Origin of the sequence: Micromonospora sp. NPDC049891, from assembly GCF_040660295.1 — a bacterium.
In the GTDB taxonomy this organism is placed as follows: Bacteria; Actinomycetota; Actinomycetes; order Mycobacteriales; family Micromonosporaceae; genus Micromonospora.
Genome location: NZ_JBFAML010000001.1, coordinates 137,405 through 163,694 on the forward strand (window position 1 = coordinate 137,405; position 26,290 = coordinate 163,694).

Here is a 26,290-nt window from a genome sequence, read left to right on the forward strand (position 1 = left end):
AGGCCGCGATGCCACCCCGTACCTCCCTCCCACCGGACCGGCGGTTGCCGCTGGTCGTCACCTCGGACGGTGACCTGCTCGACGACCTGCTGCGGCTCGCTGCCGCAGGAGGAGTCGAGGTGGACGTCGCCGCCGATCCGGCGGCCGCCCGCACCCGCTGGCGACCTGCCCCGCTGGTCCTTGTCGGCAGTGACCAGGCCCAGTCCTGCCTGCGGGCGCGGCTGCCCCGGCGATCCCGGCTGGTGGTGGTGGGGCGGGCCGGCGACGTCGAGTCCGGTTGGCAGGTGGCCGACCTGCTCGGGGCCGAACACGTCGCCGTGCTGCCGGCGGCCGAGCCGTGGCTGGTGGACCGGTTCGCCGACTGCGGTGTCGAGGGCGCGACCACGGCCCAGGCCCGGATGGTCGCGCTTGTCGGTGGCCGGGGCGGTGCCGGCGCCAGCATCCTCGCCGGTGGCCTCGCCGTCACCGCCGCCCGGGCACGGCTGCGCACCCTGCTGCTCGACGCCGACCCACTTGGCGGTGGGCTGGACCTGGTGCTCGGCTGGGAGCAGATGGAAGGGCTGCGCTGGCCGGCGCTGACCGGGGCCGATGGGCGGGTCGACGCACCGGCCCTGGTGCGAGCGTTGCCCAGCCGGGGCGACCTGGTGGTGCTCTCCTGGGACCGGGGCGACCTGATCGCGGTGCCGGCCGAGGCGGTGGCCGCCACCTTGGACGCCGCCCGGCGGAGCCGGGACTTCGTGGTGGTGGACCTGCCCCGCCAACTCGACGACGCCGCGGTTACCGCTCTTCAGGCGGCCGACCGGGCGTTCGTGGTGGTACCAGCCGAACTGCGGGCGACTGCCGCCGCGGCCCGGGTGGTCACGGCGGCGGCCCCACACTGTCACGACCTGTCCGTCATCGTCCGGGGCCCCGCTCCCGGTCGACTGCGTGCCACCGAGGTCGCCAAGGCGCTCGGCCTGCCACTGGCCGGTTCGCTGCGGCCGGAGCCCGGGTTGTGCCGAGGGCTGGAACGGGGTGAGGCCCCGGCGGCCGGTGGGCGCGGGCCGCTGGCCGAGCTCTGCCAGCGGATCGTCACCGAACTCACCGGCCAGCCTGCGGCGGGTGCGGCATGACCGGGGAGAATCTCGCGGCCCGGGTACGGCAGCGGATCGCCGCCGCCACCACCCCGGTCACCCCGGCCGCGATCGTCTCCGCGGTACGCGCCGAACCCGACGCCGCCGTACTCGGTGACAACGCCCTGTTGCGGATCGCCGACCGGGTACGCGACGACCTGGTGGGCGCTGGCCCGCTGGCCGTGCTGCTGGCCGACCCCGAGGTGACTGACGTACTCGTCAACGGGCCGCGGGTGTGGGTCGACCGTGGACAGGGGCTGCACCAGGTCCCGGTGCCGGTAGGCACTCCCGACGACGTACGCCGACTCGCGCAGCGGCTGGCGGCCGGGGCCGGTCGCCGGCTGGACGACGGTTCGCCGTGCGTCGACGCGCGGTTGGCCGACGGTACGCGTCTGCATGCGGTGCTACCGCCGGTGGCTACCGAGGGGCCCTATCTGTCGCTGCGTACCTTCCGGCAGCGGCCGTTCACCCTTGACGAACTGGTGACCCAGGGCGCGGTGGCCCGGCCGGTGGCGCCGGTGCTCGCCGCCGTCGTGGCGGCCAGGCTCGCCTATCTGGTGATCGGTGGCACCGGCTCCGGCAAGACCACCCTGTTGAACACGTTGCTCGGGCTGGTGCCGGGGACCGAGCGGATCGTGCTTGTCGAGGACGCCGCCGAGCTGCGGCCGGTACACCCGCACGTGGTGGGCCTGCAGACCCGGACAGCCAATGTGGAGGGATCGGGTGCCGTCGGCCTGAGCGAGCTGGTCCGGCAGGCGCTGCGGATGCGACCGGACCGGCTGGTGGTCGGTGAGTGTCGGGGCGCGGAGGTGGTGGACCTGCTGGCCGCCCTCAACACCGGGCACGAGGGCGGGGCGGGGACGCTGCACGCCAACACTCCGACGGACGTACCGGCCCGGCTGGAGGCGCTCGGTCTGCTCGGCGGGCTTCCGCGTCCGGCGCTGCACGCCCAGGTTGCGGCGGCGCTCCAGGTGGTGTTCCAGATCCGCCGCACACCGCAGGGCCGCGCGCTGGAGTCCATCTGCCTGCTGCTGCCGGAAGGGCCTGACCGGCTGGTCACCGCCGTCCCGGCGTGGATTCGTGGTCGGGGGATCGGCCTGGCGGCCCGGGCGCTCGGCACGCTGATCCGCAACCGCGACGTGCCGGTGCCGCCGATCCTGTGTGAGCCCTGGCCTGCGTCGGCGGTGTCGTCGTGAGTGGCGCGTGGTGGTGGGTGGCGGCGGTGTCGCCGGTCCTGGTGGCGGTCCTGACACGTCAGATACGGGGCCGACGTGCTCCGAGGCGGTCCGCGGACGGCCGGAAGGCGGCCGACGAGCAGTTGGTCGCGTGGGTCGTTGCGCTTCGGGAAGTGGGCGGTCAGCGTGACGACGAGGGGCCGCAGGGACTGCGGCAGAGTGGTCCGGAGCCGACAGGTGTCGGGTGGCCGGCGGTGACCGGTGCGTCCGCTGCGTCCGGGCCCGAACATCCGCAGGTGGCGGTGCCGTTGACGCGGCAGAGTGATCCGGCGGTGCGGGTCACGCGGCGCGTGGTGTCGAGTGCCGTCGGCTCGGAGAGTGTCCCGGCAGGCAGCAACCCGGTGGCCCGGTCCATCGAGTCGGTCGGGTCGGCCTGCCCGGTGTGGCGTCCCGGCATTCGCCTGTCGGCGCGCATGCCCGGGTCACCGCCTTCGTCCGTCGTGGCCCATCCGTTCAGGCCAGCGGGTTCGCCGGTCGCCAGGCCCGCGTCCGGGCCGCCGACAGCACCTACCGCGTCCCGTCCACCGGGGCCGCGTGGAAGCCGACGACCGAATCGGCCAGGTGCCGTTCCCGGTGGTGTCGTACCGGGACCAGCAGCCGCCGTTGCGGAGTCGACGGCACGGGCGGTCGACCCGTCTGCACTGCACGAGGATCGGATGGCCGCAGGCGGGACCGACAATCGCCACCAGAACGACCACCGGGTACCGACCGACCAGCGCGCAGTGACCGACCAGCGGGTACCGACCGATCACCGCGCAGTGACCGACCAACGGGTACCGATCGACCACCGCGAGCAGACGGACCATCCCGAGCCGGACTACCGCGAACGGACCGACAAGCGTGTACCGGGGGCGAGCCGACCGACGGCGCGGCTGGCGGGGCCCCGAAGCATCCTGGTGCTGACCTGTCTGCTCGGCGTAGCGGTCGGTGGGCTGCTCGTCGGTCCGGTGGCGGCAGTGGCGCTTGGCGCTTACGGCACGCTCGGCGTGCGGGCGGTGCTCCGCCGGGCAACCGTGGGGCGGGCCGTCCGGGAGCGTCGGGAGCGGTTGGATCAGCTCTGCGCCCTGGCCGGGGACCTGCGGGTCGGTCTGCCGGTACCGGTGGCCGCGCAGGTGCTGACCGGACCGTGCCCTGGTGCCACCTCGGCTGCGGCGCAACCGGACGAGGCCGTCACCGGCTCGCCCACGGGGCCCGAGCAGGACCTGCCGGACGGTACCGTCTCCGCTCCCACTGCGGATCGGCTTGGGCGACTGGCCGGGGCCGCGGTACGGCTGGCCGAGCGTACCGGGGCACCGCTGGCCGACCTGGTGGAGCGGATCGAGGCTGACGCCCGGTCGACGGACCGAGGGCTGGCCGCGGCCACCGCCCAGGCGTCCGGGGCCCGGGCCACCGCCTGGCTGCTGGCGGCTCTGCCGCTGGGTGGGATCGGTCTCGGTTACGGGATCGGGGTGGACCCCCTCCAGGTCCTGCTGCACACCCCGGTCGGTGGCGGCTGTGCGATCGCTGCGGTGGGCCTTCAGGTGGTCGGGTTGCTCTGGGCGGAGCGCCTCGCAGCCACCTCGGGCGGAGACAGCTGATGCCCGGGACAACCCTGGTCGTCTGTGGTCTGGCTGGCGTCACCCTGATCGCCGCGCTCACGGTCGGCCGATACCGGCCCCGGCGCCGGTTTCGTCGGCTGTCCAGACCCGTGATGGCCGGCCGGACGAGTAAGCGGTTCTGGCGCTTGACGGTGCGACGGACGAGGCCAGGCGGCATGCCACCGGCCTTAACCCAGGACGGCCGAGCTACCGAAGCCCCGGTACCGGCTTCAGCCCAGCAACAGGGTTCCACGCAGCGGCGGCCGGACCTGGTTCGGCTGACCGCCGGGCTGTCCGGGCTGGCGGTGGCGGTACTTGTCGAAGGCTGGGCTGGTCCGGTGGCTGCGTTGCCCACGGTGGTGCTGCTCGACCTGTCGCTGCGGCGGATAGAGCCGCCGGCCGTCCGCCGCCGTCGGCTGCGCGCCGCAGCCGACCTGCCGCTCGCGGCTGATCTGCTCGCGGCGGCGCTGCGGGCCGGGGCACCCGTGGAACGTTCGGTGCTCGCGGTGGCCGACGCGCTCGGCGGGCCGCTGGGCCGACAACTTGCCCGGGTGGGCCGGACGCTGCAACTCGGCGGTGGACCTCAGGAGGCGTGGGCACATCTGGCCGCGGTACCGGGTGCGGATCGGGTGGCCACCGCCGCGATCCGCTCGGCGAGCAGTGGCGCCGCCCTGGCCGGAGCGCTCACCCGGCTCTCCGACGACCTGAGAGCAGACCGGGCCGTCGCGCTTGAGGCGGCCGCTCGGCGTTCGGGCGTGCTGATCGTGCTGCCGCTGGGCCTCTGCTTCCTGCCCGCCTTCATTCTCGCCGGTCTGGTGCCGGTGATCGTCGCTGTCCTCGGCGACGTGCTGTGAACCCATCGAGAAAGGACGAACACGTGCGCAGAATCCTCGCCCGCCTTCGCGGGGACGCCGGGATGAACACGGCGGAGTACGCGGTCGGAACGCTCGCCGCGGTGGCCTTCGGCGGTGTCCTGCTCAAGGTGCTCACCTCCGACGGTGTGCAGTCCGCGTTGACAGCCGTCATCGACCGGGCACTGAAGTGACCGGGCGCCGGCCGGCCGGCCACGACCGGGGATCGTTCACGGCCGAGATGGCGGCCGGCCTGCCGGCGCTGGTGCTGCTCCTGCTCACCGGGTTGACCACGATCAACGCGGTGAGCACCAAGGCGGCGTGCCTGGACGCGGCCCGGGAGGCGGCGCTCGCCGCCTCCCGGGGAGAGCCGGGCGTAGCCGCCGCCGGCCGACATGCCCCGGCAGGTGCGGAGGTGGTCGTCGTCTCGGAGGGTGAGCACATCCGGGCGACGGTTCGCGCCTCAGTTCGAGCCCTCGGTACCGAGCTGCCCGCGATCAGCGTCAAGGCGACAGCCGTCGCGGCTGTCGAACCGGGGGCGCCGGAGCCGCAACCGTGAGCGCCGCCGCAGCTCGCTCAACCACCTCCGCCCGGGGCCGCGGCCTCCCTGCCCGGGGTCGTGGTCTGCACGCCTGGGGTCGCGGCCTCCCTGCCCGGGGTCGTGGTCTGCACGCCCGGGGTCGCGGTCTCCATGTCCGTCGGCTGGGTCGTGCTGCCCGGTGGCGGCGCCTGCTGGGGTGGCGTCTGGGCGGGCCTGATCGGCCGCCCCGCTGGTGGGCGGTATGGCGAGCGAACGGGGATGGTGAGCGGGGTGGGGCCACGATCTGCCTGCTCGGGGTGGGGTTGCTGTTCGTGGTGGCCGGGCTCTTCGGCGCCGGGGTGGGTGCGGCCCGGGTGGCGCGACAGCAGGCCCGGGTAGCCGCCGACCTCGGTGCGCTCGCCGGTGCGGGTCGGGCCCTTCAGGACGAGCCGGTGGCGTGCGCCCGGGCTGCGGAGTTGGTCGCGGCGAACGGTGCCCGGCTGGTGTGGTGCCGGCTCGATGGGCTGGACGTGCTGGTCACCACGGAGGTGATCGTGGACCCGTTGCCGGGAATGACCCGGACCGCGATGGCTACCAGTCGGGCCGGCCCGCTGCGCGGTTGACCGGATAACGGCGGCTACCAGCCGGGCCGGCGCGCGGCGCGGTTGACTGGGTAACGGCAGACGGCGTCGGTTCGGTAGAGGCCTGACGGCAACGCAAGTGGCTGGCAGGGGCGTAACGCGATCAACTGGCCCCCGGTGGTGGCGCGATCCACTGACCGCCGTGATGGCGGTGGGGCCGGCTCGCTCGGCGTGGTCGTCGAGCGGGCCGGCCCGGGCCGGGGGGCGCTGTGGTCGGGACCGTCGTCAGCGGCCCTGAAGGGCGTCGAGGGCGACGGCCATGGCGATCACCAGGCGACGATCGATCTGCGGGTGCTGGATCTCGACGACGTACCTGTCGCGCAGACCCCACTTCTTGACCACGGTGAAGACGGGCTGGCCGTCCGCAACGAAGTCGAAGTGGTACGGCAACCAGGACAGCGAGTCGACGAACCGGCGGAGCAACGCCACCGGCATGCTGCGCTCCTGGCCGGTGACGTTGGGCAGGCCGGCCTGCTCGACGTGCCAGGTCGAGCGGAGCAGGGACTGCGCGAAGTCCTTCCGGAACAGGCCGATCGGGTTGCCAGCGTGGTCGGTGACGTCGTACGTGGCACCGAGATCGAGGCGCTGGCGCGCCTTGAAGCCGAGCAACGGCTGCTGCTTGGCCTCGTCGGCGTAGATCGTCACCTGCTCCTTGAAGGCGAGCCGCTTCTGCTGGGCGAACGCCAACAGCCCGCCCTCGGAACCGTCCGGCGCGACACTGTGCACCTCGTACTGGTTGACCATGAAACGCACCCGCTGGCGGATGTGGAACTGCCGCTGCGCCTGCAAGCTGTCGAGCTGCATGAGAACTCCTCAACTGTGGTGCGCCGGAGTGTCGCACAGCCGGACAACGGCCGCCTTCAGCGACACCGGTCGCCGGTCGGCGGTCGCCGGTCAACCGACGCCGGTCAGCGGATGCCGTCGGCGGCCGACCGGTGCGTCATGGTGGTCAACAACTGCTGGATGGTGCGCAGCCGTTCGTTGATCTGATCCAGCCGCTCGGCCTGGGCCAGGGTGGCGAGCGCGGTGCCCAGGGCGATCTGCTGGTTGATGTCGAGCTTCTCCTGGTCAATGGTGTAGAGCAGGTCGACGGTCTCGGCGATGGTGTCGGCCACGGCCTCTCCTCCATGCTGGCAAGGACAACGAGCGGCAAGCACAGCGCTCGATGGAAGCGCTCCCATAATCATTGCCCGCCACTCGCGGATTTCATACCCGGCCGATCACTCGGGCAAATTGGTGAGCACCACGTCAAGCACCCGGATCGCGTCCGGCTTGGACAGCGGGTTGTTGCCGTTGCCGCACTTGGGGGACTGCACGCAGGACGGGCACCCGGTCTCGCAGCCGCACTCGGCGATCGCGTCACGGGTGGCCCGCAGCCAGGACGCCGCCATGCCGTAGGCCCGCTCCGCGAAGCCGGCACCCCCCGGATGACCGTCGTAGACGAAGACGGTCGGGGCCTCGGTGTCCGGGTGCACCGCCGTGGAGAGCCCGCCGATGTCCCAGCGGTCACAGGTGGCGACCAGGGGCAGCAGCCCGATCGCGGCGTGTTCGGCCGCGTGCAGCGCGCCAGGCACGTCGACCGGATCGACCCCGGCGGCGACCAGTGACTCGGGGGAGAGGGTGAACCAGACCGCGACGGTACGCAGCTCGCGCGCCGGCAGGTCCAGTGGGCGGGTGTCGATCACCTCGCCGGTGGCGATCCGTCGCCGCTGGTAGGAGACCACCTGGCTGGTCACGTCCACCTCGCCGAGGAAGAACCCGACCGGCCCGGCGTCGACGTAGGAGCGCACCGAGACCACCGACAGCGAGGTGACGTCGCGGGCGTGGGTGGACCAGTCCGGCTCCTCGGGGCGTACCAGCGCGCAGCCGTCGTCGAGGTCGAGCGAGTCGACCACGTACGACACGCCCTGGTGCAGGTAGACCGCGCCGGCGTGCAGCAGGAAGTGCGACGAGCCGCCGTCGACCGTGCCGAGCAGCCGACCGGTCGCCGCCTCCACCACGCAGACCGGGGCGCCGCCCTCGCCGCGCAGATCCACAGCGGGCCGTTCCCGGTGCCGCCAGTACCAGCCGGTCGGCCGTTGCCGCAGCGCGCCCGCCTCGACAAGCGCCTCCACCGCCTCCTTGGCACCGTCACCGAAAAGTTCCAGGTCTGCCGGGGTCAGCGGGGCCTCGGCCGCCGCGCAGGCCAGCTGCGGGCCGAGCACGTACGCGTTGGCCGGGTCGAGCACCGTGGCCTCCACCGGCGCACCGAAGACGGCCTCCGGATGGTGCACCAGGTAGGTGTCCAGCGGGTCGTCCCGGGCCACCAGCACCGCGAGGGCCTCCTGGCCGGAGCGCCCGGCCCGGCCCGCCTGCTGCCACAGCGACGCCCGGGTGCCCGGATAGCCGCAGATCACGACCGCGTCCAGCCCGATCAGGTCGACCCCCAGCTCCAAGGCGTTCGTCGAGGCCAACCCGAGCAGGTCGCCGTGCAGCAGCGCCCGCTCCAGCTCGCGGCGTTCCTCCCGCAGGTACCCGCCCCGGTACGCGGCCACCCGGTCGCCGAGCCCCGGTACCGCCTCGTCCAGGCTGCGCCGGGCGCTTGTCGCCACCACCTCGGCACCCCGTCGGGAGCGGACGAAGGCGAGCGTGCGTACCCCGGCGGCGACGGTGTCGGCGAGCAGATCGGCGGTCTCCCGCAGCGCCGACCGGCGGACCTGGGTCAGATCGGACCCCGCAGCCGGCTCCCCGGACGGGGACGGGACACCGGGGAACGGCTCCGGCTGCCCGGAGGTGGGCTGTCGATTCGCCTGCGCCGGATCGGCGGAGGGCTCCGCACGAGGCTCCGGCTGCCCGGACGTGACCCGCCGGTCACCCTTCGCCATGCCGGCGGACGGCTTCTGGCGGGGTGCCGGCGTGGGGCCGGAGGTGGACGGTTCCGGGGGGAGCAGCGGCGGCTCCCAGAGAGCGAAGGTGACTCCCGCCCGCGGCGAGGTGTCCTCGGTGATGGCCGCCACCGGTAGCCCGGTCAGCCGGCCGGCCGCCGCGGCCGGGTCGCCCGACGTCGCCGAGGCCAGCACGAACGTCGGTCCGGCGGTGCGTCCGTACCGGGCGCACTGCCGCCGCAGCCGGCGCAGCACGTGGGCGACGTGCGAGCCGAACACGCCCCGGTAGACGTGGCACTCGTCGACCACCACGTACGCCAGCCGGCGCAGAAAGCCGGACCACTGGGCGTGTCCGGGCAGGATGCCGTGGTGCAGCATGTCGGGGTTCGTCAGCACGAACCGGGAATGACGCCGGATCCACTCCCGCTCGGCGCGAGGGGTGTCACCGTCGTAACAGGCCGGGCGTACGCCCTCGATCTCCAGCGCGGCGACGGCGCGCAACTGGTCGGCGGCGAGGGCCTTGGTCGGTGCCAGATAGAGCACCGTGGCGCGCGGGTCGGCGAGCAGCGTGGCCAGCGCCGGGAGCTGGTACGCCAGGGACTTGCCGGAGGCGGTGCCGGTGGCCACCACCACGTGCCGGCGGTCGTGGGCCAGGCCGGCCGCCTCGACCTGGTGCCGCCACGGCGTGGCCACCCCGCGTCGGGCGTACGCCGCGCGCAGTTCCTCCGGAGCCCAGGACGGCCACGGTGCCGGCACCCCGGCCCGGGGCGGCACCCGCTCGACGTGGGTGACCGGATCGGCGGGGTGCCGCTGGCGCAGCCGGCGCAGCAACTCTCCCGGCGACGCGGCCGGCGGGCCGGCCAGGACGGCATCCGTGCGGCGCTCGGGGCCGCTGCCGGCGGATACGGTGGCTGCCGAGGTCACGTCCTGCACTCTCGCACTGGTGTTCGGAAATCGGAAATCGGCGTGCCGGGTACGGATGGACTGCCCCGATGAGTCGTCGGCCCGACCCTGGGGTAGTGGTTAGATGCCAAGAGAGTCTACGGCTGGCTGAGGGAGGACGGATGGAGCTGTCGCTGGCGACCCGCACCGTGGGTGAGCACACGGTGCTCGAGGTCGGCGGTGAGGTGGACGTCTACACCGCCCCCCGGCTGCGCGAACGGCTCCTGGAACTGATCGACGCCGGGGCCCGGCACGTGGTGGTCGACCTGGGTCGGGTGGACTTCCTCGACTCCACCGGGCTGGGTGTGCTGGTCGGCGCGCTCAAGCGGCTACGTACCGCGGACGGCACCTTCGCCCTGGTCTGCGACAAGGAGCCGCTGCTCAAGATCTTCCGGATCACCGCGTTGGACCAGGTGTTCCCGCTCCATCCGACGGTCGAAGCGGCGACCGGCGCCGGCCAGTGATGGCCACGGTCCGGCTCTCCTTCTCGCCCGCGCCGGTGCACGTGCGTACCGCCCGCCTGGTCGGCGTCGCGGTGGCCCGGCGCGCGGGCGTCCGCGAGGATCTGCTCGACGAGGTCCGCCTGGCCATCGGCGAGGCGTGCACCCGGGCGGTCGCCCTGCACCGCCAGTACGGCCTGGCCGAGCCGGTGCTCGTGGAGATGTCCGACTCGGGGGCGTACTCGGTGCGGGTGGTGGACCGGGCGCCGATCGAGGCAAGCATCGGTCTGGCCGCGTTGGACGCCGATCAGCTGGCCAACGAGTCGCTGAACGAGGACGATCTGACGACCGGTGTCGGCTTCGCCCTGCTCGCCGGATTCGTCGAGGATCTTCAGGTCCGTCCGGTCGACGAGGGCATCGGCACCGAGGTGCGAATGGTCTGGCCGGTCAACCGCTGATCCCCTGCCGGCGACCCGCCGCCGCGACCATGGACCGGTTCCTATATCAGATTTCGGTTCATAACACAGCGACAGAGATCATCCAGACCCGCCGCCACCTCGGTGTGACCTCGAACACTGGAGAGGGCTAGAGTACGCGGGTTGTCAGCAAGTGATCCACCCGGCAGCCAGCGCAGATGGGCGTGGAGTCGCTGGTTCGCCGGGTGGATCGGCGCGCGCTTGCGAATTCGCATCCAGGCGCCGGACGGTGCGTCTCCACCGGCCGGCGCGTTGTTCGGCACAGGAGGACACAGATGTCCGACACCTTGGCCGCCGAGGGCGGCGGGATCTCCCTCACCGGAGCCAATGTCACGTACGTCGTCATCGCCGCGGTGATCGCGCTGGTCGCGCTCGCCTTCGCCGCCGCGTTGACGAAGACGGTGCTGGCCGCCGGCAAGGGCACCACCAACATGCAGGAGATCTCCGGGGCGGTCCAGGAGGGCGCCTCGGCCTATCTTCTCCGACAGTTCCGTACCCTGGCGATCTTCGTAGTGATCGCCGTGGTGCTGCTGTTCCTGCTGCCGGTGCACGACACCGACGGTAGCGAGATCGCGGTGAAGATCGGTCGGTCGCTCTTCTTCGTGGTCGGTGCCCTGTTCAGCGCCTTCATCGGCGGTGCGGGCATGTGGCTGGCCACCCGGGCCAACCTGCGGGTGGCAGCCGCCGCCCGGGAGCGCGAAGGCGGCCGGGAGTCGGCCATGAAGATCGCCTTCCGGACCGGTGGCGTGGTCGGCTTCCTCACCGTCGGCCTCGGCCTCTTCGGCGCCGCGCTCGTCGTACTGGTCTTCCGGGGCGACGCGCCCACGGTGCTGGAGGGCTTCGGCTTCGGTGCCGCGCTGCTGGCCATGTTCATGCGGGTCGGCGGTGGCATCTTCACCAAGGCCGCCGACGTCGGCGCCGACCTGGTCGGCAAGGTGGAGCAGGGCATCCCCGAGGACGACCCCCGCAACGCCGCCACCATCGCCGACAACGTGGGCGACAACGTCGGCGACTGCGCCGGTATGGCTGCCGACCTCTTCGAGTCGTACGCGGTCACCCTGGTCGCCGCGTTGATCCTGGGCCGGGCCGCGTTCGGCTCCGACGGCCTGGTGCTGCCACTGATCATCTCCACCATCGGTGTGCTGGTCGCCATCATCGGTGTCTTCATCACCCGGCTGCGTGCCTCCGACCGCAATGCCCTGACCGCGATCAACCGCGCCTTCTACCTCTCCGCGCTGATCTCGGCGGTGCTGGTCGCGGTGGCCACGTTCGCCTACCTCCAGCCCACCTGGGCGGCGCAGCTCGGTGACGACTGGCGGGAGACGCTCAACGTCAACGGCGGAGATCCGCTCTTCGGTCCGCGCGGTGTGGTCATCGGCGCGGTCGTCATCGGCATCGTGCTGGCCGCCGCCATCCAGGCGCTCACCGGCTACTTCACCGAGACCAACAGGCGCCCGGTGCAGGACATCGGCAAGAGTTCGCAGACCGGCGCGGCAACGGTCATCCTCGCCGGCATCAGTGTCGGCCTGGAGTCGGCGGTCTACTCGGCGCTGCTCATCGCCGGCGGTGTGTTCGGCGCCTTCCTGCTGGGCGGCGGCTCGATCACCCTGTCGTTGTTCGCCGTGGCGCTGGCCGGTACCGGCCTGCTCACCACCGTCGGTGTGATCGTCGCGATGGACACCTTCGGCCCGATCTCCGACAACGCCCAGGGCGTGGCCGAGATGTCCGGCGACATCGACGAGCACGGCGCTCGTACGCTCACCGAGCTGGACGCGGTGGGTAACACCACCAAGGCGATCACCAAGGGCATCGCGATCGCCACCGCGGTGCTGGCCGCGACCGCGCTGTTCGGCTCCTACACCGACACGCTGCGCAGCGCGTACGCCGACGCGGGTGTGGGCGACGTCAACGACATGATCCTCAACGCGTTGAACGTGTCGAACCCGCAGAACCTGGTCGGTCTGATCATCGGTGCGGCTGTGGTGTTCCTCTTCTCCGGCCTGGCCATCAACGCGGTCTCCCGCTCGGCGGGTGCCGTGGTGATGGAGGTCCGTCGGCAGTTCCGTGAGCTGCCCGGGATCATGGACCGCACCCAGCGTCCGGAGTACGGCAAGGTCGTCGACATCTGCACCCGGGACGCGCAGCGTGAGCTGATGACCCCCGGTCTGCTGGCCATCCTGGCGCCGATCGCTGTCGGCTTCGGCCTCGGGCCCGGCGCGCTGGCGTCGTACCTGGCCGGTGCGATCGGGGCCGGCACGCTGATGGCTGTCTTCCTGGCCAATTCCGGTGGTGCCTGGGACAACAGCAAGAAGATGGTCGAGGACGGCGCGTACGGCGGCAAGGGCTCCGAGGCGCACGCCGCGACGGTCATCGGTGACACCGTCGGTGACCCGTTCAAGGACACCGCCGGTCCGGCGATCAACCCGCTGCTCAAGGTGATGAACCTGGTCGCGCTGCTGATCGCGCCGGCCGTGGTGGCCTGGAGCGTGGGCGACGACCGCAACGTGGGCCTGCGGATCACCATCGCCGCGGTGGCGACGGCGATCATCGTCGCGTCGGTGGTGTTCAGCAAGCGTAAGGGCATCGCCATGGATGACGACACCGACAGCGGTACCGGCACTGCGGACCCCCGTCCGGAGTCGATCAAGGCCTGACGCGTAGGACACACCGGTCCCCGGTTGGCAACGTCTGCCGGCCGGGGACCGGTCGCCGCTGGCGGACCCGTACCGATGACCGGTGCCGACCGGGAAGAGAAGCCGTACGCTGCAACGCATGCGTACGTGCCGGGCGGCAGCCGCCGGAAAGTTCACGGTGGTCCTGGCCACGCTGCTGATGTTGGTCGCCTGCGGGTCCAGCGGCCCCAGTCCGCGGGCCTGGGCCGCCTCGGTCTGCTCGGCGCTCACCCCCTGGCGGGCCGAGATCAGCAAGTTGACGAACAGCACCGATCAGCAGATGACCGCGCAGACCACCCCGGCGCAGGCCAAGGAGAACCTGGTCCGGCTCTTCGGCGGCGCCGAGCAGGCCAGCGAGACCGCCCGGCGCAAGGTGGAGCAGGCCGGAGTGCCCGAGGTCGAGCACGGCCAGGAGGTCTCCGCCGGCTTCCGCGCCTCGCTCGCGTCGATGCGGGACGCGTACGGCCGGGCCCGGACCACCATCGACGGTCTGGGTACCGGCGAGGCCAGCACCTTCTACGACGGTGTGCAGGCCGCCGTGGAGACCCTCCAGCAGGAGTACGACGCGAGCGCGCTGGACACCAGCCGACTCGACTCCGAGGAGTTGAAGCGCGCCTTCGACGAGGTACCCGAATGCCGTTGAGCGGTTCCGGCGAGACACCGGCGGCACAACCGCTGCCGGTGTCCTTCCCACCGCCCGCCGAGACGCCACAGGCGTCGCGCCGCCGTCGGCTGACCGGTCGTCGGCCCACCTCCGTCGACCCGCCGGCCGACGACCACCCACCTGACGACCCGACAGCGGCGCCGACGGACGCGACCGGCTCCGACCGGCAACTTGTCTTCTTCGGCGCGGAGACCGGTGAACCCTCCGTGGCCGACCTCGCCGGGCTGCTCGCCGGCCCGGGCGAGGTGCACCGGATGGGGGGCACGGCCCGGCTGTCGGTGGTGGTGCAGGCCGCCTGGCGGGTGCACGTGCTCATCGGTGAGCTGGCCCAGCGGGGTGTCCGGAGCAGTTGGGCACCCACCGAGGACCAACGCTACGCGGTGCGGACCGCGTACACCCGGACGATCGTGCCGCTCGCGGCGGCCTGGCTGCGCGGCCCGACGCAGCAGCCGCCGCCCGGGTTCCAGCTCGACGGCCGGCGGCTGCGCCTCTGGCTCGCCGCGGCCGGGGTGGCCGATCCGCCCGATTTCCTGCTCCACCTCGGCGGTAGCGACCCGGCACGGTGGGCTGCGGTCGGTGCCGCCCTGGCCACGGCCGGACTGACCGCTGAGCTGGTCGAGGCGGGACCCGGTGGCCCCGCGTACCGGATCGCGGGCCGCCGCCGGACGCGCCGGCTGGCCGAGCTGGTCGGCGAGCGCCCGCCCGCGAGCCCGCCCACGGCCTGGCCGAGCCGGGTCTGACGGTCGGCGTGGCTGTCCGATCGAAGACAGCCGGGTGTCCGGGAACACAGGGAGAATCGGCCGGGTTTGACCTCCACCGAGGGGCTGCCATGGTCACAGCGGCCCGCTCGACACCCTACCCAGGGTGTACGGTGACGCCGTCTGGCGTGACCACAGATCGTCCGGGGCGGATCGCCGCCCCCGGAACTTAAAACACGGACGGCGCGTTACGTTGGACATCCGGACCGCCGGGTACCGGTGGGTCGAGTGCGCCCCAGAGCCGGCCAGGCGCGGCCATTGAGTGGGAATGAGGTTGAAACAGACGTGCCGAGCAACGCTGGAACCACCCGTCTGGTCATCGTCGAGTCTCCGGCGAAGGCCAAGACGATCTCGGGCTACCTGGGCCCGGGGTACGTCGTGGAGGCCAGCTTCGGGCACGTCCGTGACCTGCCCCGCAACGCCGCCGACGTGCCCGCCCGGTACAAGGGCGAGCCGTGGGCGCGGCTCGGCGTCGATGTCGACAACGGCTTCCACGCCCTCTACGTCGTCTCCGCCGACCGTAAGCAGCAGATCAGCAAGCTGGTCAAGCTGGCCAAGGAGGTCGACGAGATCTTCCTGGCCACGGATGAGGACCGCGAGGGCGAGGCGATCGCCTGGCACCTGGTGGAGACGCTCAAGCCCAAGGTGCCGGTCCGGCGGATGGTCTTCCACGAGATCACCAAGCCGGCGATCCAGGCCGCGGTGGCCAACCCCCGGGAGATCGACAGGGATCTGGTGGACGCCCAGGAAGCCCGGCGGATTCTCGACCGGCTCTACGGCTACGAGGTCTCCCCGGTGCTGTGGAAGAAGGTCATGCCGAAGCTCTCGGCGGGCCGGGTGCAGTCCGTGGCCACCCGGATCGTGGTCGAGCGGGAACGGCAGCGGATGGCCTTCCGCACCGCCGAGTACTGGGACATCCTGGCCACCCTCGCCGTGACCAACCCGGGCGAGGGGCCGCGCAGCTTCAACGCCACCCTTGTCGCGCTGAACGGCGACCGGATCGCCACCGGCAAGGACTTCGAGCCGACCACCGGCCGGGTGAGGCCCGGTGCCGGTGTGGTCCACCTCGACGAGGGCGGCGCCCGAGGGCTCGCCGCCCGCCTGGAGGGCCGGCCGTTCGCCGTCACCCGGGTCGAGGAGAAGCCGTACCGGCGCCGCCCGTACGCCCCCTTCATCACCTCCACCCTCCAGCAGGAGGCGGCCCGGAAGCTGCGGTTCTCGTCGCAGCAGACGATGCGCACCGCGCAGCGGCTCTACGAGAACGGCTACATCACCTACATGCGTACCGACTCGGTGAACCTGTCGGACACCGCGATCGCCGCGGCCCGCCGGCAGATCGTCGAGCTGTACGGCGAGCGCAGCGTGCCGCCGGAGCCGCGCCGCTACACGGGCAAGGTGAAGAACGCGCAGGAGGCGCACGAGGCGATCCGTCCGGCGGGGGACAACTTCCGCACCCCGGGCGACGTGGCCAAGGAGTTGTCGGCCGAGGAGTTCAAGCTCTACGAGCTGATCTGGCGGCGCACCATCGCCTCGCAGATGACCGACGCGGTCGGCTCCAGCGTCTCGGTGCGGATCCGGGCCACCACCTCCGGCGGCGAGGAGGCCGACTTCGGCGCCACCGGTAAGACCATCACCGACCCGGGCTTCCTGCGGGCGTACGTCGAGTCCAGCGACGACGAGAACGCGGAGGCCGAGGACGCCGAGCGTCGACTGCCGAACCTGGTCAAGGATCAGCCGCTGACCGCCGACGAGCTGGCCGCGCAGGGTCACCACACCCAGCCGCCCGCCCGCTACACCGAGGCGTCGCTGGTCAAGGCCCTGGAGGAGCTGGGCATCGGCCGTCCGTCGACCTACGCGTCGATCATGCAGACGATCCAGGACCGGGGGTACGTCTTCAAGCGCGGCCAGGCGATGATCCCGTCGTTCCTGGCCTTCGCGGTGATCGGGCTGATGGAGCGGCACTACCCGCGCCTGATCGACTACGACTTCACCGCCAGCATGGAGAACGAGCTGGACGAGATCGCCGGTGGCGACCACGCGGCGGTCGACTTCCTCACCGCGTTCTACTTCGGCACCACCAACGGCGCCGGCGACCAGGACATCGCCCGCTCCGGCGGGCTGAAGAAACTGGTCACCGAGAACCTCAGCGACATCGACGCGCGCAGCGTCAACTCGATCCCGCTGTTCACCGACGACGAGGGGCGTGAGGTGGTGGTGCGGGTCGGCCGGTACGGGCCGTACCTTCAGCGCCGGGTGCCCGGCGAGGAGCAGGCACCCGCTGCGGAGGGCGAGGAGGGCACCAGCCCGGGCGATCGGGCGCCGATTCCCGAAGGGCTGGCACCGGACGAGCTGACCCCGGAGAAGGTGCACGAGCTGTTCCTCGGCGGCGGGGGCGAACGCAAACTGGGCGACGACCCGGCAACCGGCGAACCGATCCTGCTCAAGTCCGGCCGGTTCGGCCCGTACGTGGCGAGTGGCGAGCGCAAGTCGTCGCTGCTGCGCTCGCAGTCGCCGGATTCGCTCACCCTCGATCAGGCGCTCAAGCTGCTCAGCCTGCCCCGGCTGATCGGGGTCGGCCCGGACGGCGCGGAGGTGTTCGCCAACAACGGCCGCTACGGACCGTACGTCAAGCGTGGTGACGAGTTCCGCTCGCTGGACTCGGAAGACAAGATGTTCACCGTCACGCTGGACGAGGCCCTGGCGTTGCTGGCCGCACCGAAGACCCGCCAGCGTCGGGCCGCCGCCCCGCCGCTGCGGGAGATGGGTGTCGACCCGCTGACCGAGAAGCCTCTGGTCATCAAGGACGGCCGGTTCGGACCGTACGTCACCGACGGGGAGACCAACGCCTCCCTGCGGCGCGGCCAGACGCCCGAGGCGTTGAGCATCGAGGAGGCCTCCGAGATGCTCGCCGAGAAGCGGGCGAAGGGTCCGGCGCCGAAGAAGGCCGCCGCGAAGAAGGCCCCGGCCAAGAAGGCGACGGCCAAGAAGGCCACCAAGTCCACCGCGACCAAGGCCACCAAGGCGACCGCGAAGAAAACCCCCGCCGCCAAATCCACCCCGGCGAAAGCCCGCACCACCGACTGACCGCGCCGAATCTTGGTCCGGAACTGCCCCCTGCGGGGCGCTGGCGGACCAAGATCTGCGTCGTCAGGGGTGCCAACCCGCCGCTGTCAGGGCGGTGCGGAGTTGGGTGATGACCTGGGTGGGTGCGTGGCGGATGGCCCAGGCCGGGAAGCGGAGCACCCGGTCGCCGCGCTGCCACAGGTCGTTCTGCCGGCGCATGTCCGCCCATGCCGTGGCCGGATGGAGATGCTGGCCGCCGTCGATCTCCACGAGCACTCCCCACTCCTCGAACAGCGCGTCCAGGTAGCGGCGCCGGCCGGCGGCATCCCGCCGGACCGCCTGCCGGGTCGGCTCGGGCAACCCGGCGCGCCGGACGAGGGCGAGGAACTCCAACTCCGGCAGGGAGTGAGCGCCGCCGGCCGCGTCGACAGCCGTCCGCCGGATCAGGCTGCGCCGCCGGGCGCGGGGCAGGCGATCGAGTACGCGCTGGACATCGTCGCCGCCGACGAGGCGCTGCTGGAATCCGGCCGCGATGATGGCACCCGCCTCATGGTCATCGGCCGCCCATTGCGCTGCGTCCACGATCGACCGAGCCGGCATCGTCCGACGCGGTTGCCCGACGTGGAGAACGTCCTCGTCGGCCAGAATGGTGGTGCGGTGCACCTGGACACCGGGTGGCATCGCACGCGGCCGGTGTCCGGCCGGTATGAGCAGGTGCACGAATCCGTCGTCATGTCTGCGCAGGCCCCACGCCCGGGCGGCGCTCAACCCACCGAGCATCGCCGCCGGGCCGGCGGACAGAACGGCGATCCACGGCAGTTGCGTAGGTGTCAAAGGACCGTTGTGCGTCACGTAAACGGCTCGATGCACCTGCCGCCAACGACCGGACGTGACCCGGTGCCGGATGGCCTTCGGCGACAGGTGCTGGCGGGCCTGATCGAGGCTGAGCACCTGCTCCTGGTGGAACAGCAACCAGGTCAGCTCATCCGCGTCGTCCCTTGGTGGGACCGACCCCCATCCTCGCCGGGATGTCGAGCCCGGATTACGCTCCCAAGCGTTTCGCCAGCCAGCCCTCGGATCTCTTCCATACGGGCGTTGGTGTGCCCCCTGGACCGCCCGCTCGCTTCGTCGCTGCCCCGGTCCCACCCCGCGCCCCGCTGATCCGCCTTGAACGGATGGCCCCTCCACTGGTCCCGCACCACGACTCCCCATGCCACCACCCTGCCGGGCACCTTCTCCCCGCGCTGCCCCTGTGGATAGCCGGCAGATCTTGGTGCGGAAGTGCCCCTTGGGGGGCGGGTTCGGACCAAGATTCGCGGTGGGTTCAGCCGAGGAGGGTGGTCAGGTAAGGGGTGGTGAGGGTGTGGTGGGGGTCGAGGTGGGCGCGGATCTGCTGGAAGTCGTGCCAGCGGGGATAGGCGGCAGCGAGCGAGGTGGCGTCGCGCCAGTGCAGCTTGCCCCAGTGCGGCCGGCCGCCCAGCCTGGTCGCCACCTTCTCGAAGGCCCGGAAGTACGGCTCGTACGGCATGCCGACGTACTGGTGCAGGGCGATGTACGCCGAATCACGGCCGTAGGAGTGGGACAGCCAGATGCGGTCACCTGCGGCGAACCGCACCTCGACCGGGAAGAGCACCTTGAACGGCAACCCGTCGATGATGTGACGTACCGCCTCCAGCGCCTCGGCCAGGGACTCGCGCGGCAGCGCGTACTCCATCTCCAGGAAGCGGACCCGGCGCGGGCTGCAGAAGACGGCGTCGGAGCGACCGGTGTAGCGGCGTTCGCTGAGCGCCCGCGCGGAGATCGCGCTGATCCCCGGTGCCAGGGCCGGCACGGCACGGCCGAGCCGGCAGGCTCCGGCGAAGACGGTGTTGGCCAGGAAGTCGTCGTCCAGCCAACCCCGCCAGCGGGACAGCGGGCGGTCGTCGACGGGCACCCGGTCGTTGGTCTTGAGCTGCACCCGGGTGGTGTACGGGAACCAGAAGAACTCCAGGTGGTCGTGTGCGTCGACCAGTTCGGGCAGCTCCGCCAGCACGGCGTCCAGTGCGGCTGGACGTTCGTGTGCCAGCAGGACGAAGGCGTCCACGCAGCGCAGCGTCACCTCGACGAGTACGCCGAGTGCGCCGAGCGAGACGCGGGCGGCGTCGAAGACCTCCGGATGCTCCTCGGCGGAGCAGCGCAGCACCTCTCCGGCGCCGGTCACCAGGGTCAACGCCTCGACGAATGTGGCCAGGCCGCCGTAGGCCGCGCCGGTGCCGTGGGTGCCTGTGGAGATGGCCCCGGCCACCGTCTGCGCGTCGATGTCGCCGAGGTTCGGCAGGGCCAGTCGGTGACCGGCGAGTAGGGCGTTCACCTCCCGCAGCGTCATCCCGGCCGGTACGGTGACGAGGCGCCGATCGACGTCCACGCGTACGTCGATGGCGAGTCGGGTCAGGTCCATCCGCTGCCCGTCGCTGACCGCGACGGGGGTGAAGGAGTGGCCGCTGCCGACCGGGCGGATCCGCTCACCGGCTTCGGCGGCACGACGGACCTGTTCGGCGGCCTCGTCGACCGAGGACGGCCGGAGTACGGCGGTGGCCACGCCGCGTTGGTTGCCCGCCCAGTTCGACCAGGCGGCGGTCTCGGTGGCGGTGCTCTCGACCATCTGCCCGCTCCTAAAGATGAATATGAACCGAATTCATATCAGGAACGTTGTCCCTGGTAAACACCGCAATCGAGGTCCGCTCGTTGTACCGGTAGTCACGGACTCGTGACGTGCAGATATGTTCATCCGTCGAGAGGGGGTGGCGAGTGTCCACTTCAGCCGCCACGACCGGGCCACTGCGTCGAGTGCCAGTGCAGGGTCGTAGTGTCGCGCGGGTCCAGCGGATGCTGGACGCCTGCGCCGAACTCGTCGACGAGGTGGGGTACGAGGGGCTGACCACCACCCTGCTCGCCGAGCGGGCCGAGGTGGCGATCGGGTCGGTCTACCAGTTCTTTCCGGACAAGCGGGCGATCGTGCAGGCGCTGACGCTGCGCACGATGGAGTCCTACCTCCAGCGGCTCGATGAACGCTTCGCCTCGGACGACCTGACCCACTGGTGGGACGGGGTCGACGCGGGGATCGATGAATACATCACGATGCACCGCACCGTTCCCGGGTTCCGTACCCTGCACTTCGGCGACGTGGTCGACCTGCATCTGCTCGATGAGCAGCGGGACAACAACGGGGTGATCGCTGACCAGCTGGCCCGGGTGCTCACCGAGCGGTTCGGCCTGGCCGACGTACCGGACCTGCGTTTCCACCTGGAGATCGCGGTGGAGGCGGCCGACGCCCTGATCAAGCTGGCGTTCCGGCGCAAGCCGGACGGGGACGACCGGGTGCTGACCGAGGCGAAGGCGCTGATCCGGGAGTACCTGCACCGGCAGGTCAACGCTCGGGGCGACGCCGGCCGCCGGCCGGTGGTCCAACCCGCGAAACCGGCCGACGACCAGATCGTCGCCGACGCCGAGCCCGCGCAGCCGGCGGCCCAGCCCGCCTGACGCGCCCAATCGGGCCGGCCGGGCAGGCGGTCAGAGGAAGGCTCGACCCTCGCCCCGGTAGGTCGGCACGGTGGCCACCACCTTGTCGCCGTCCACCAGGTGCAGCTCGTTCACCCGTTCACACAGTTCGCCCGACTTCGCGTGCCGGAACCAGACCCGGTCACCGATGCGCAGGTGGGCGGCGGGTGAGCCGGTCAACGGGGTCTGCACCTCGCCGGCACCTTCGGCACCGAGCAGGCTGAGTCCGGCGGGCAGCCACGGTCGGGGCAGCCGGCTTCGGTCGGCCGAGCCGGAGGCGATCCAGCCACCACCCAGCACGGTGGCCAGGTCGGGCGTGGGGCGTCGGACCACCCCGCAGGCGAAGAAGGCCGCCGGGGTGGGACGCCAGGCGCGGTACCCGTCGAACAGCGTCGGCCCGTACAGGCCCGATCCCGCGGTGATCTCGGTCACCGCGGGATCGGCGCCGGTCGCGGCCACGCTGCCGGTGCCGCCGCCGTTGACGAATTCCAGGTCGGCGTGCTCGCGTACGGCGGCCACCGCCGCGCTCCGGCGGACCAGCAACTCGCGGTACGACCCGCGCTGGGCCAGCCGGATCGCGCCGCCGAGCGCCGCCCGCCCGGGCGGTGCGTCGCCCAGGCCGGCGATCTGCGCCTCGTACGACATCAGCCCGACCAGTCGGAAGCCTGGCCGGCGGGCGACGGTGGCGGCCAGCCGGCCGGCCGCCCGCGCGCTGTGCACGGGTGAGCGGCGGACGCCGACGTGCAACCGCCCACCCAGCAGACGCCAGGAAGCGTCCAGATCGAGGCAGATCCGTAGCTCGGGCCGGTGTCCGGAAGGCGACACCGAGTCGCAGAAATCCAGTTGATCCGGATCGTCGACCATCAGGGTGACCGCGGCGGCGAGCACCGGATCGGCGCCCAGTTCGGCAAGCGCGCCTCGGTCGACCGTGGGGTACGCCACCAGCACGTCGGCGCTGATCCCGCTGCGGACCAGCCAGATCGCCTCGGGCAGCGTGAACGCCATCACCGCGTGCCATCCCGGTCGGGCCAACGCGCGGGCGATCAGTTCACGGGCGCGCACCGACTTGCTGGCGACCCGCAACGGCTTACCGCCGGCCCGGTCGACGAGCGCGGCGGCGTTGGCGTCGAAGGCGCCCAGGTCGACCACCGCGTACGGCGGGTCGAGGTGCGCGGTCGCCCGGTCCAGCCGGTGGCGCAGATTCTCGCTGTCGGTGGCCACGTGTGCACGCTAACTGTGAAACGGTGAATGCGAAATAGCCTCGCGTCCGCGTTGCCTGGGTCGGGCTGGCCACGGCGGCCTAGGCTCGGCGAGCAGGCGGTGCAGGACGGGAAGACGTCCCTGCCGGGTCTAGAGTGTTCCACCGGGGGTGCCCAGCGATGGGCCGGCACGTGGAGGTACGGCCATCGAAAGCGAGTTCAACGGCGAGTCGTCCGGCGTGTCGCCATCCGCGGACCAGCCGGCCGGCCCAGCCGGACAGCCCGCCGGCCCAGCCGGCCGCGACGCGACCGGCCAGTCCGGTGGCGCCACGAACCAGCCCGGCAAGGCGGGGACGCAGAGCCCGTCGGGCGGACCGAGCGGCAAACCCGACCTGACCGGGTACGGTGCGATCCGCTCGGTGCTGCGTATCCGGCCGTTCCGCCGGCTCTGGATCGTGCTCGGCGCGGCCTCCTTCGGTGACTGGCTCGGCCTGCTCGCCACGAGCGTCTTCGCCGCCGCCCAGGTGGAGGGAAGCACCGCCAAGGGCGCGGCCTTCGGTGGCGTGATCGCCATTCGGCTGTTACCCGCCCTGCTGCTCGGCCCGGTCGCCGGAGTGCTCGCCGACCGGTTCGACAGACGCTGGACGATGGTCATCTGTGACCTGCTGCGCTTCGTGCTCTTCGCCTCCATTCCGCTCTACGCGCTTACCGGGGCCAGTGGCGCGCGGGTGGTCAGTTGGGCGGCGATCGCCACCTTCCTGATCGAGACGGTCACCCTGCTCTGGATCCCGGCCAAGGAAGCCGCGGTACCGAACCTCATCCCACGGGCCCGGCTGGAGTCGGCCAACCAGCTCACCCTGATCACCACGTACGGCCTGACCCCGGTCGCCGCCGCGATCCTGCTCGCCTCGGGCGACGGCATCGTCCGGGGCGCCACCGGCGGCGAGATGCCGGACTGGGCCCAGCCGGCCCAGCTCGCGCTCTGGTTCAACGCGTTCTCCCGGCTCGCCACCGCCATCGTGGTGGCCTTCGGCATCAAGGAGATCAGCCAGGGACAGACCGACGAACGGGACCGCACCGAGCAGAGCATGATGCGCCAGTTCACCGAAGGCTGGCGGTTCATCGGGCAGACCCCACTGGTACGCGGACTGGTCCTCGGCATCCTCGGTGCCTTCGCCGGCGGTGGCATCGTCATCGGTACCGCCCGCTTCTTCGCCGACTCGCTGGGCGCCGGTGACGCCGCGTTCTACCTGCTGTTCGGCGCGATCTTCATCGGCCTGGCGATCGGCATCGGGCTCGGGCCGATGATCGTGCGGGAGATGTCCCGACGCCGCTGGTTCGGCATGAGCATCGTGCTGGCCAGCGCCTCGGTGATGACGCTGGCCTTCGCCATCCACCTGTCCATGGCGCTTGTCGGTGCGGTCTTCGTCGGGGCCGGTGCCGGGATGGCCTTCCTCTCCGGCACCACCCTGCTCGGCGGCGAGGTCGCCGACGAGGTACGCGGCCGGGTCTTCGCCGTGGTCCAGATCGGCACCCGGCTCGTGCTGATCCTGGCGATCGCGCTCGGGAGCCTGCTGGCCGGTGTCGGTGGCTCCCGCACACTCACCATCGCCGACCTCGGCATCTCCGTCTCCTCCACCCGACTGCTGCTGCTCGCCGCCGGAGCGGCCGGAATCTTCGCCGGGATCAGCGCCTTCGGGCAGATGGACGACAAGAAGGGCGTGCCGGTCCTGGCCGACCTGTGGGGGTCGATCCGGGGCCGTCCGCTGATGCCGGCCGAGCCGTTCGTCTCCGCCGGACTCTTCGTGGTCTTCGAGGGCGGCGAGGGTGCCGGCAAGTCGACCCAGCTCGGCGAGCTGGCCGAACTGCTACGCGGCCAGGGACGGGACGTGGTGGTCACCCGGGAGCCGGGTGCCACAGGCATCGGGGCCCGGATCAGGTCGCTGGTGCTCGACACCTCGACCGACGAAGCGCCATCCCCGCGCGCCGAGGCGCTGCTCTACGCCGCCGACCGGGCACATCATGTGGCCACCGTGGTCAGGCCCGCCCTGACCCGGGGGGCCGTGGTGATCAGCGACAGGTACGTCGACTCGTCCCTGGCCTACCAGGGGGCCGGTCGGACGCTGCCGGTCGACGAGGTGTCCTGGCTCTCCTCCTGGGCAACCGGCGGGCTCAAGCCCGATCTGGTGGTGCTGCTCGACGTCGATCCGCGTACCGGGCTGTCCCGGGTCGCCGCCCGCGCGGAGAGCGCCGACCGTCTGGAGGCCGAATCGATCACCTTCCACGACCGGGTCCGCTACGCCTTCCTCGACCTGGCTGCCGCCGACCCCAAGCGCTACCTGGTGCTTGACGCCGCCCGCCCGGCCGAGGAGATCGCCGAGCGGGTCGCCCGCCGGGTGGAGGAACTGCTCGGCAGCCCGGACGGGGTCGAACACCCGGGCCCGGCGCACGGTCCGGACACCTCGGTGCAGCCCGAGTTATCCCCGTCGGAGCTGGTGACGACGGAGCGGACCTGATGCCGGACGTCTTTGCCGACCTGGTCGGGCAGGACGAGGCGGTGGAGACGCTTCGTCGGGCCGCCGCCGCTGCCGTCGCCGTGCTGCGCGCCACCGGCGAGCCCGAGGTGGCCACGGGTGCCGACCCGGGCGGGGGGATGACCCACGCATGGATCTTCACCGGCCCGCCCGGCTCGGGCCGGTCGGTCGCGGCGCGGGCCTTCGCCGCCGCGCTCCAGTGCGTGTCCGGCACCGGCTGCGGTGAGTGCCCCGGCTGCCACACCACCCTGGCCGGCACCCATGCCGACGTCCGGCTGGTGGTGCCCGAGGGCCTTTCCATCGGGGTGAACGAAATGCGGGCCCTGGTGCTCCGCGCGGCCAGCACGCCGTCCGGCGGGCGTTGGCAGGTCGTCATCATTGAGGACGCCGACCGGCTGACCGAGGCGGCCGGAAACGCGCTGCTCAAGGCGGTGGAGGAGCCTCCGCCGCGTACCGTCTTCCTGCTCTGTGCGCCGTCCACCCACCCGGACGACATCTCGGTGACCATCCGGTCGCGGTGCCGGGTGGTACCGCTGCGGCAACCGGCGGCCGAGGCGGTGGCCGAGGTGCTCGTCCGTCGGGACGGGATCGCCCCCGACGTGGCCCGCTGGACGGCCGCCGCAACGCAGGGCCATGTGGGGCGGGCTCGCCGGCTGGCCCGTGATCCGCAGGCTCGTGCCCGCCGGGAGGCGGTGCTCGCGGTGCCGCGTCGACTCACCGGGGTGGGCGCCGCCTTCGACGCGGCGTCCGCGCTGATCGAGGCCGCCGAGGCGGAGGCCGAGGCGTCGGTCGCCGAGATCGACGCGGCGGAGCGCTCGGCGCTGGAGACCGCGCTCGGTGCCGGCGGCACCGGTCGAGGCGCGGCCAGCGCCGCCCGCGGCACCGCCGGACAACTGAAGGACCTGGAACGACGCCAGAAGTCGCGGGCGACCCGGGCCCAGCGGGACGCGCTGGACCGGGCCCTGGTGGATCTCGCCGCCTTCTACCGGGACGCGTTGACCATGGCGCTGGGCGCGCCGGTGTCGCCGGTGCACTCCGACACCGCCGAGCTGGCCCGGGCGGGCGCCCGTAGCTGGCAGGCGGAGGGGTCGCTGCGGCGCCTGGAGGCGGTGCTCACCTGTCGCGCCGCGATCGAGGCCAACGTCAAGCCCCGGATCGCCGTCGAGGCGATGATGCTCGCCCTCTGGAAGGGCTGACCGCCGCCA

The 26,290-nt window shown here is 72.1% G+C and carries 21 protein-coding genes and 1 pseudogene; 16 read left to right on the forward strand and 6 right to left on the reverse strand.

Translation table 11 applies throughout. The features are described 5' to 3' along the window. The first annotated feature begins 8 nt into the window (after positions 1–8). From ssd to AB0I71_RS00690, 7 genes and pseudogenes are all read left to right on the forward strand, one after another. Positions 9–1,112 carry a septum site-determining protein Ssd gene (ssd, locus tag AB0I71_RS00660; protein ID WP_357581129.1) on the forward strand — a complete coding sequence of 368 codons (1,104 nt, stop codon included), beginning with the start codon at positions 9–11 and terminating at the stop codon, positions 1,110–1,112. Further along, positions 1,109–2,308, forward strand: a complete 1,200-nt coding sequence (locus tag AB0I71_RS00665; RefSeq protein WP_357581130.1) for a TadA family conjugal transfer-associated ATPase — start codon at positions 1,109–1,111, stop codon at positions 2,306–2,308. The genes ssd and AB0I71_RS00665 overlap by 4 nt, the downstream gene beginning before the upstream one ends. 920 nt (positions 2,309–3,228) lie before the next feature. Beyond that, positions 3,229–3,924 (forward strand): annotated as a pseudogene (locus tag AB0I71_RS00670) (hypothetical protein); the annotation flags it as partial. A gap of 176 nt (positions 3,925–4,100) precedes the next feature. Next, positions 4,101–4,778, forward strand: coding sequence for a type II secretion system F family protein (locus AB0I71_RS00675; RefSeq protein WP_357581131.1), 678 nt, complete (start codon positions 4,101–4,103; stop codon positions 4,776–4,778). 62 nt (positions 4,779–4,840) lie between these two features. After that, on the forward strand, positions 4,841–4,969 hold the full coding sequence (locus AB0I71_RS00680; protein WP_205808979.1) for a DUF4244 domain-containing protein: 129 nt from the start codon (positions 4,841–4,843) through the stop codon (positions 4,967–4,969). Next, positions 4,966–5,334, forward strand: a complete 369-nt coding sequence (locus AB0I71_RS00685) for a TadE family type IV pilus minor pilin (RefSeq protein ID WP_357581132.1) — start codon at positions 4,966–4,968, stop codon at positions 5,332–5,334. The genes AB0I71_RS00680 and AB0I71_RS00685 overlap by 4 nt, the downstream gene beginning before the upstream one ends. 185 nt (positions 5,335–5,519) lie before the next feature. After that, positions 5,520–5,918, forward strand: coding sequence for an Rv3654c family TadE-like protein (locus AB0I71_RS00690; RefSeq protein ID WP_357581598.1), 399 nt, complete (start codon positions 5,520–5,522; stop codon positions 5,916–5,918). Between the two features lie 243 nt (positions 5,919–6,161). On the opposite strand, the gene AB0I71_RS00695 is transcribed toward AB0I71_RS00690, so the two are convergent. From AB0I71_RS00695 to AB0I71_RS00705, 3 genes are all read right to left on the reverse strand, one after another. Further along, positions 6,162–6,740 carry a hypothetical protein gene (locus tag AB0I71_RS00695; RefSeq protein ID WP_357581133.1) on the reverse strand — a complete coding sequence of 193 codons (579 nt, stop codon included), beginning with the start codon at positions 6,738–6,740 and terminating at the stop codon, positions 6,162–6,164. 104 nt (positions 6,741–6,844) lie between these two features. After that, positions 6,845–7,051 (reverse strand): hypothetical protein, encoded by a 207-nt coding sequence (locus tag AB0I71_RS00700; protein ID WP_099847877.1) that lies wholly within the window; start codon positions 7,049–7,051, stop codon positions 6,845–6,847. Positions 7,052–7,156: 105 nt separating this feature from the next. After that, positions 7,157–9,664, reverse strand: a complete 2,508-nt coding sequence (locus AB0I71_RS00705; protein ID WP_357581599.1) for a DEAD/DEAH box helicase — start codon at positions 9,662–9,664, stop codon at positions 7,157–7,159. Positions 9,665–9,864: 200 nt separating this feature from the next. On the opposite strand from AB0I71_RS00705, the gene AB0I71_RS00710 reads away from it, so the two are divergent. From AB0I71_RS00710 to topA, 6 genes are all read left to right on the forward strand, one after another. Beyond that, a complete protein-coding gene (locus tag AB0I71_RS00710) occupies positions 9,865–10,206 on the forward strand; it encodes an STAS domain-containing protein (protein WP_357581134.1) in 342 nt (113 codons plus the stop codon). Then, entirely contained in the window at positions 10,203–10,640 is a 438-nt protein-coding gene (locus AB0I71_RS00715; protein ID WP_357581135.1) for an ATP-binding protein, read from the forward strand. The genes AB0I71_RS00710 and AB0I71_RS00715 overlap by 4 nt, the downstream gene beginning before the upstream one ends. A 293-nt stretch (positions 10,641–10,933) precedes the next feature. Beyond that, positions 10,934–13,312, forward strand: coding sequence for a sodium-translocating pyrophosphatase (locus tag AB0I71_RS00720; RefSeq protein ID WP_357581136.1), 2,379 nt, complete (start codon positions 10,934–10,936; stop codon positions 13,310–13,312). Positions 13,313–13,430: 118 nt separating this feature from the next. Continuing rightward, a complete protein-coding gene (locus AB0I71_RS00725; RefSeq protein ID WP_357581137.1) occupies positions 13,431–13,973 on the forward strand; it encodes a hypothetical protein in 543 nt (180 codons plus the stop codon). After that, positions 13,964–14,734, forward strand: a complete 771-nt coding sequence (locus tag AB0I71_RS00730; RefSeq protein ID WP_357581138.1) for a hypothetical protein — start codon at positions 13,964–13,966, stop codon at positions 14,732–14,734. Before AB0I71_RS00725 ends, AB0I71_RS00730 begins: the two co-directional genes overlap by 10 nt. Positions 14,735–15,037: 303 nt before the next feature. Beyond that, complete coding sequence (gene topA / locus AB0I71_RS00735; RefSeq protein WP_357581139.1) at positions 15,038–17,836, forward strand: type I DNA topoisomerase; 2,799 nt, start codon at positions 15,038–15,040, stop codon at positions 17,834–17,836. Positions 17,837–17,899: 63 nt separating this feature from the next. Here the strand turns inward: topA and AB0I71_RS00740 are convergent, their stop codons facing one another. Next, a complete protein-coding gene (locus AB0I71_RS00740; RefSeq protein ID WP_357581140.1) occupies positions 17,900–18,787 on the reverse strand; it encodes a DUF559 domain-containing protein in 888 nt (295 codons plus the stop codon). 352 nt (positions 18,788–19,139) lie between these two features. After that, positions 19,140–20,456 carry a D-arabinono-1,4-lactone oxidase gene (locus AB0I71_RS00745; RefSeq protein WP_357581141.1) on the reverse strand — a complete coding sequence of 439 codons (1,317 nt, stop codon included), beginning with the start codon at positions 20,454–20,456 and terminating at the stop codon, positions 19,140–19,142. A gap of 224 nt (positions 20,457–20,680) precedes the next feature. On the opposite strand from AB0I71_RS00745, the gene AB0I71_RS00750 reads away from it, so the two are divergent. After that, positions 20,681–21,334: a TetR family transcriptional regulator gene (locus AB0I71_RS00750; protein WP_357581600.1), complete on the forward strand. Its 654-nt coding sequence runs from the start codon at positions 20,681–20,683 to the stop codon at positions 21,332–21,334. A gap of 30 nt (positions 21,335–21,364) precedes the next feature. On the opposite strand, the gene AB0I71_RS00755 is transcribed toward AB0I71_RS00750, so the two are convergent. Then, positions 21,365–22,573: an amino acid deaminase/aldolase gene (locus tag AB0I71_RS00755; protein WP_357581142.1), complete on the reverse strand. Its 1,209-nt coding sequence runs from the start codon at positions 22,571–22,573 to the stop codon at positions 21,365–21,367. 397 nt (positions 22,574–22,970) lie between these two features. Here AB0I71_RS00755 and tmk point away from each other — a divergent pair, with 397 nt between their 5' ends. After that, the gene (tmk, locus tag AB0I71_RS00760; RefSeq protein WP_357581601.1) at positions 22,971–25,067 is read left to right on the forward strand and encodes a dTMP kinase; all 2,097 of its coding nucleotides are present in this window, start codon (positions 22,971–22,973) and stop codon (positions 25,065–25,067) included. Continuing rightward, a complete protein-coding gene (locus AB0I71_RS00765) occupies positions 25,067–26,281 on the forward strand; it encodes a DNA polymerase III subunit delta' (protein WP_357581143.1) in 1,215 nt (404 codons plus the stop codon). Before tmk ends, AB0I71_RS00765 begins: the two co-directional genes overlap by 1 nt. The last annotated feature ends 9 nt before the right edge of the window (positions 26,282–26,290 follow it).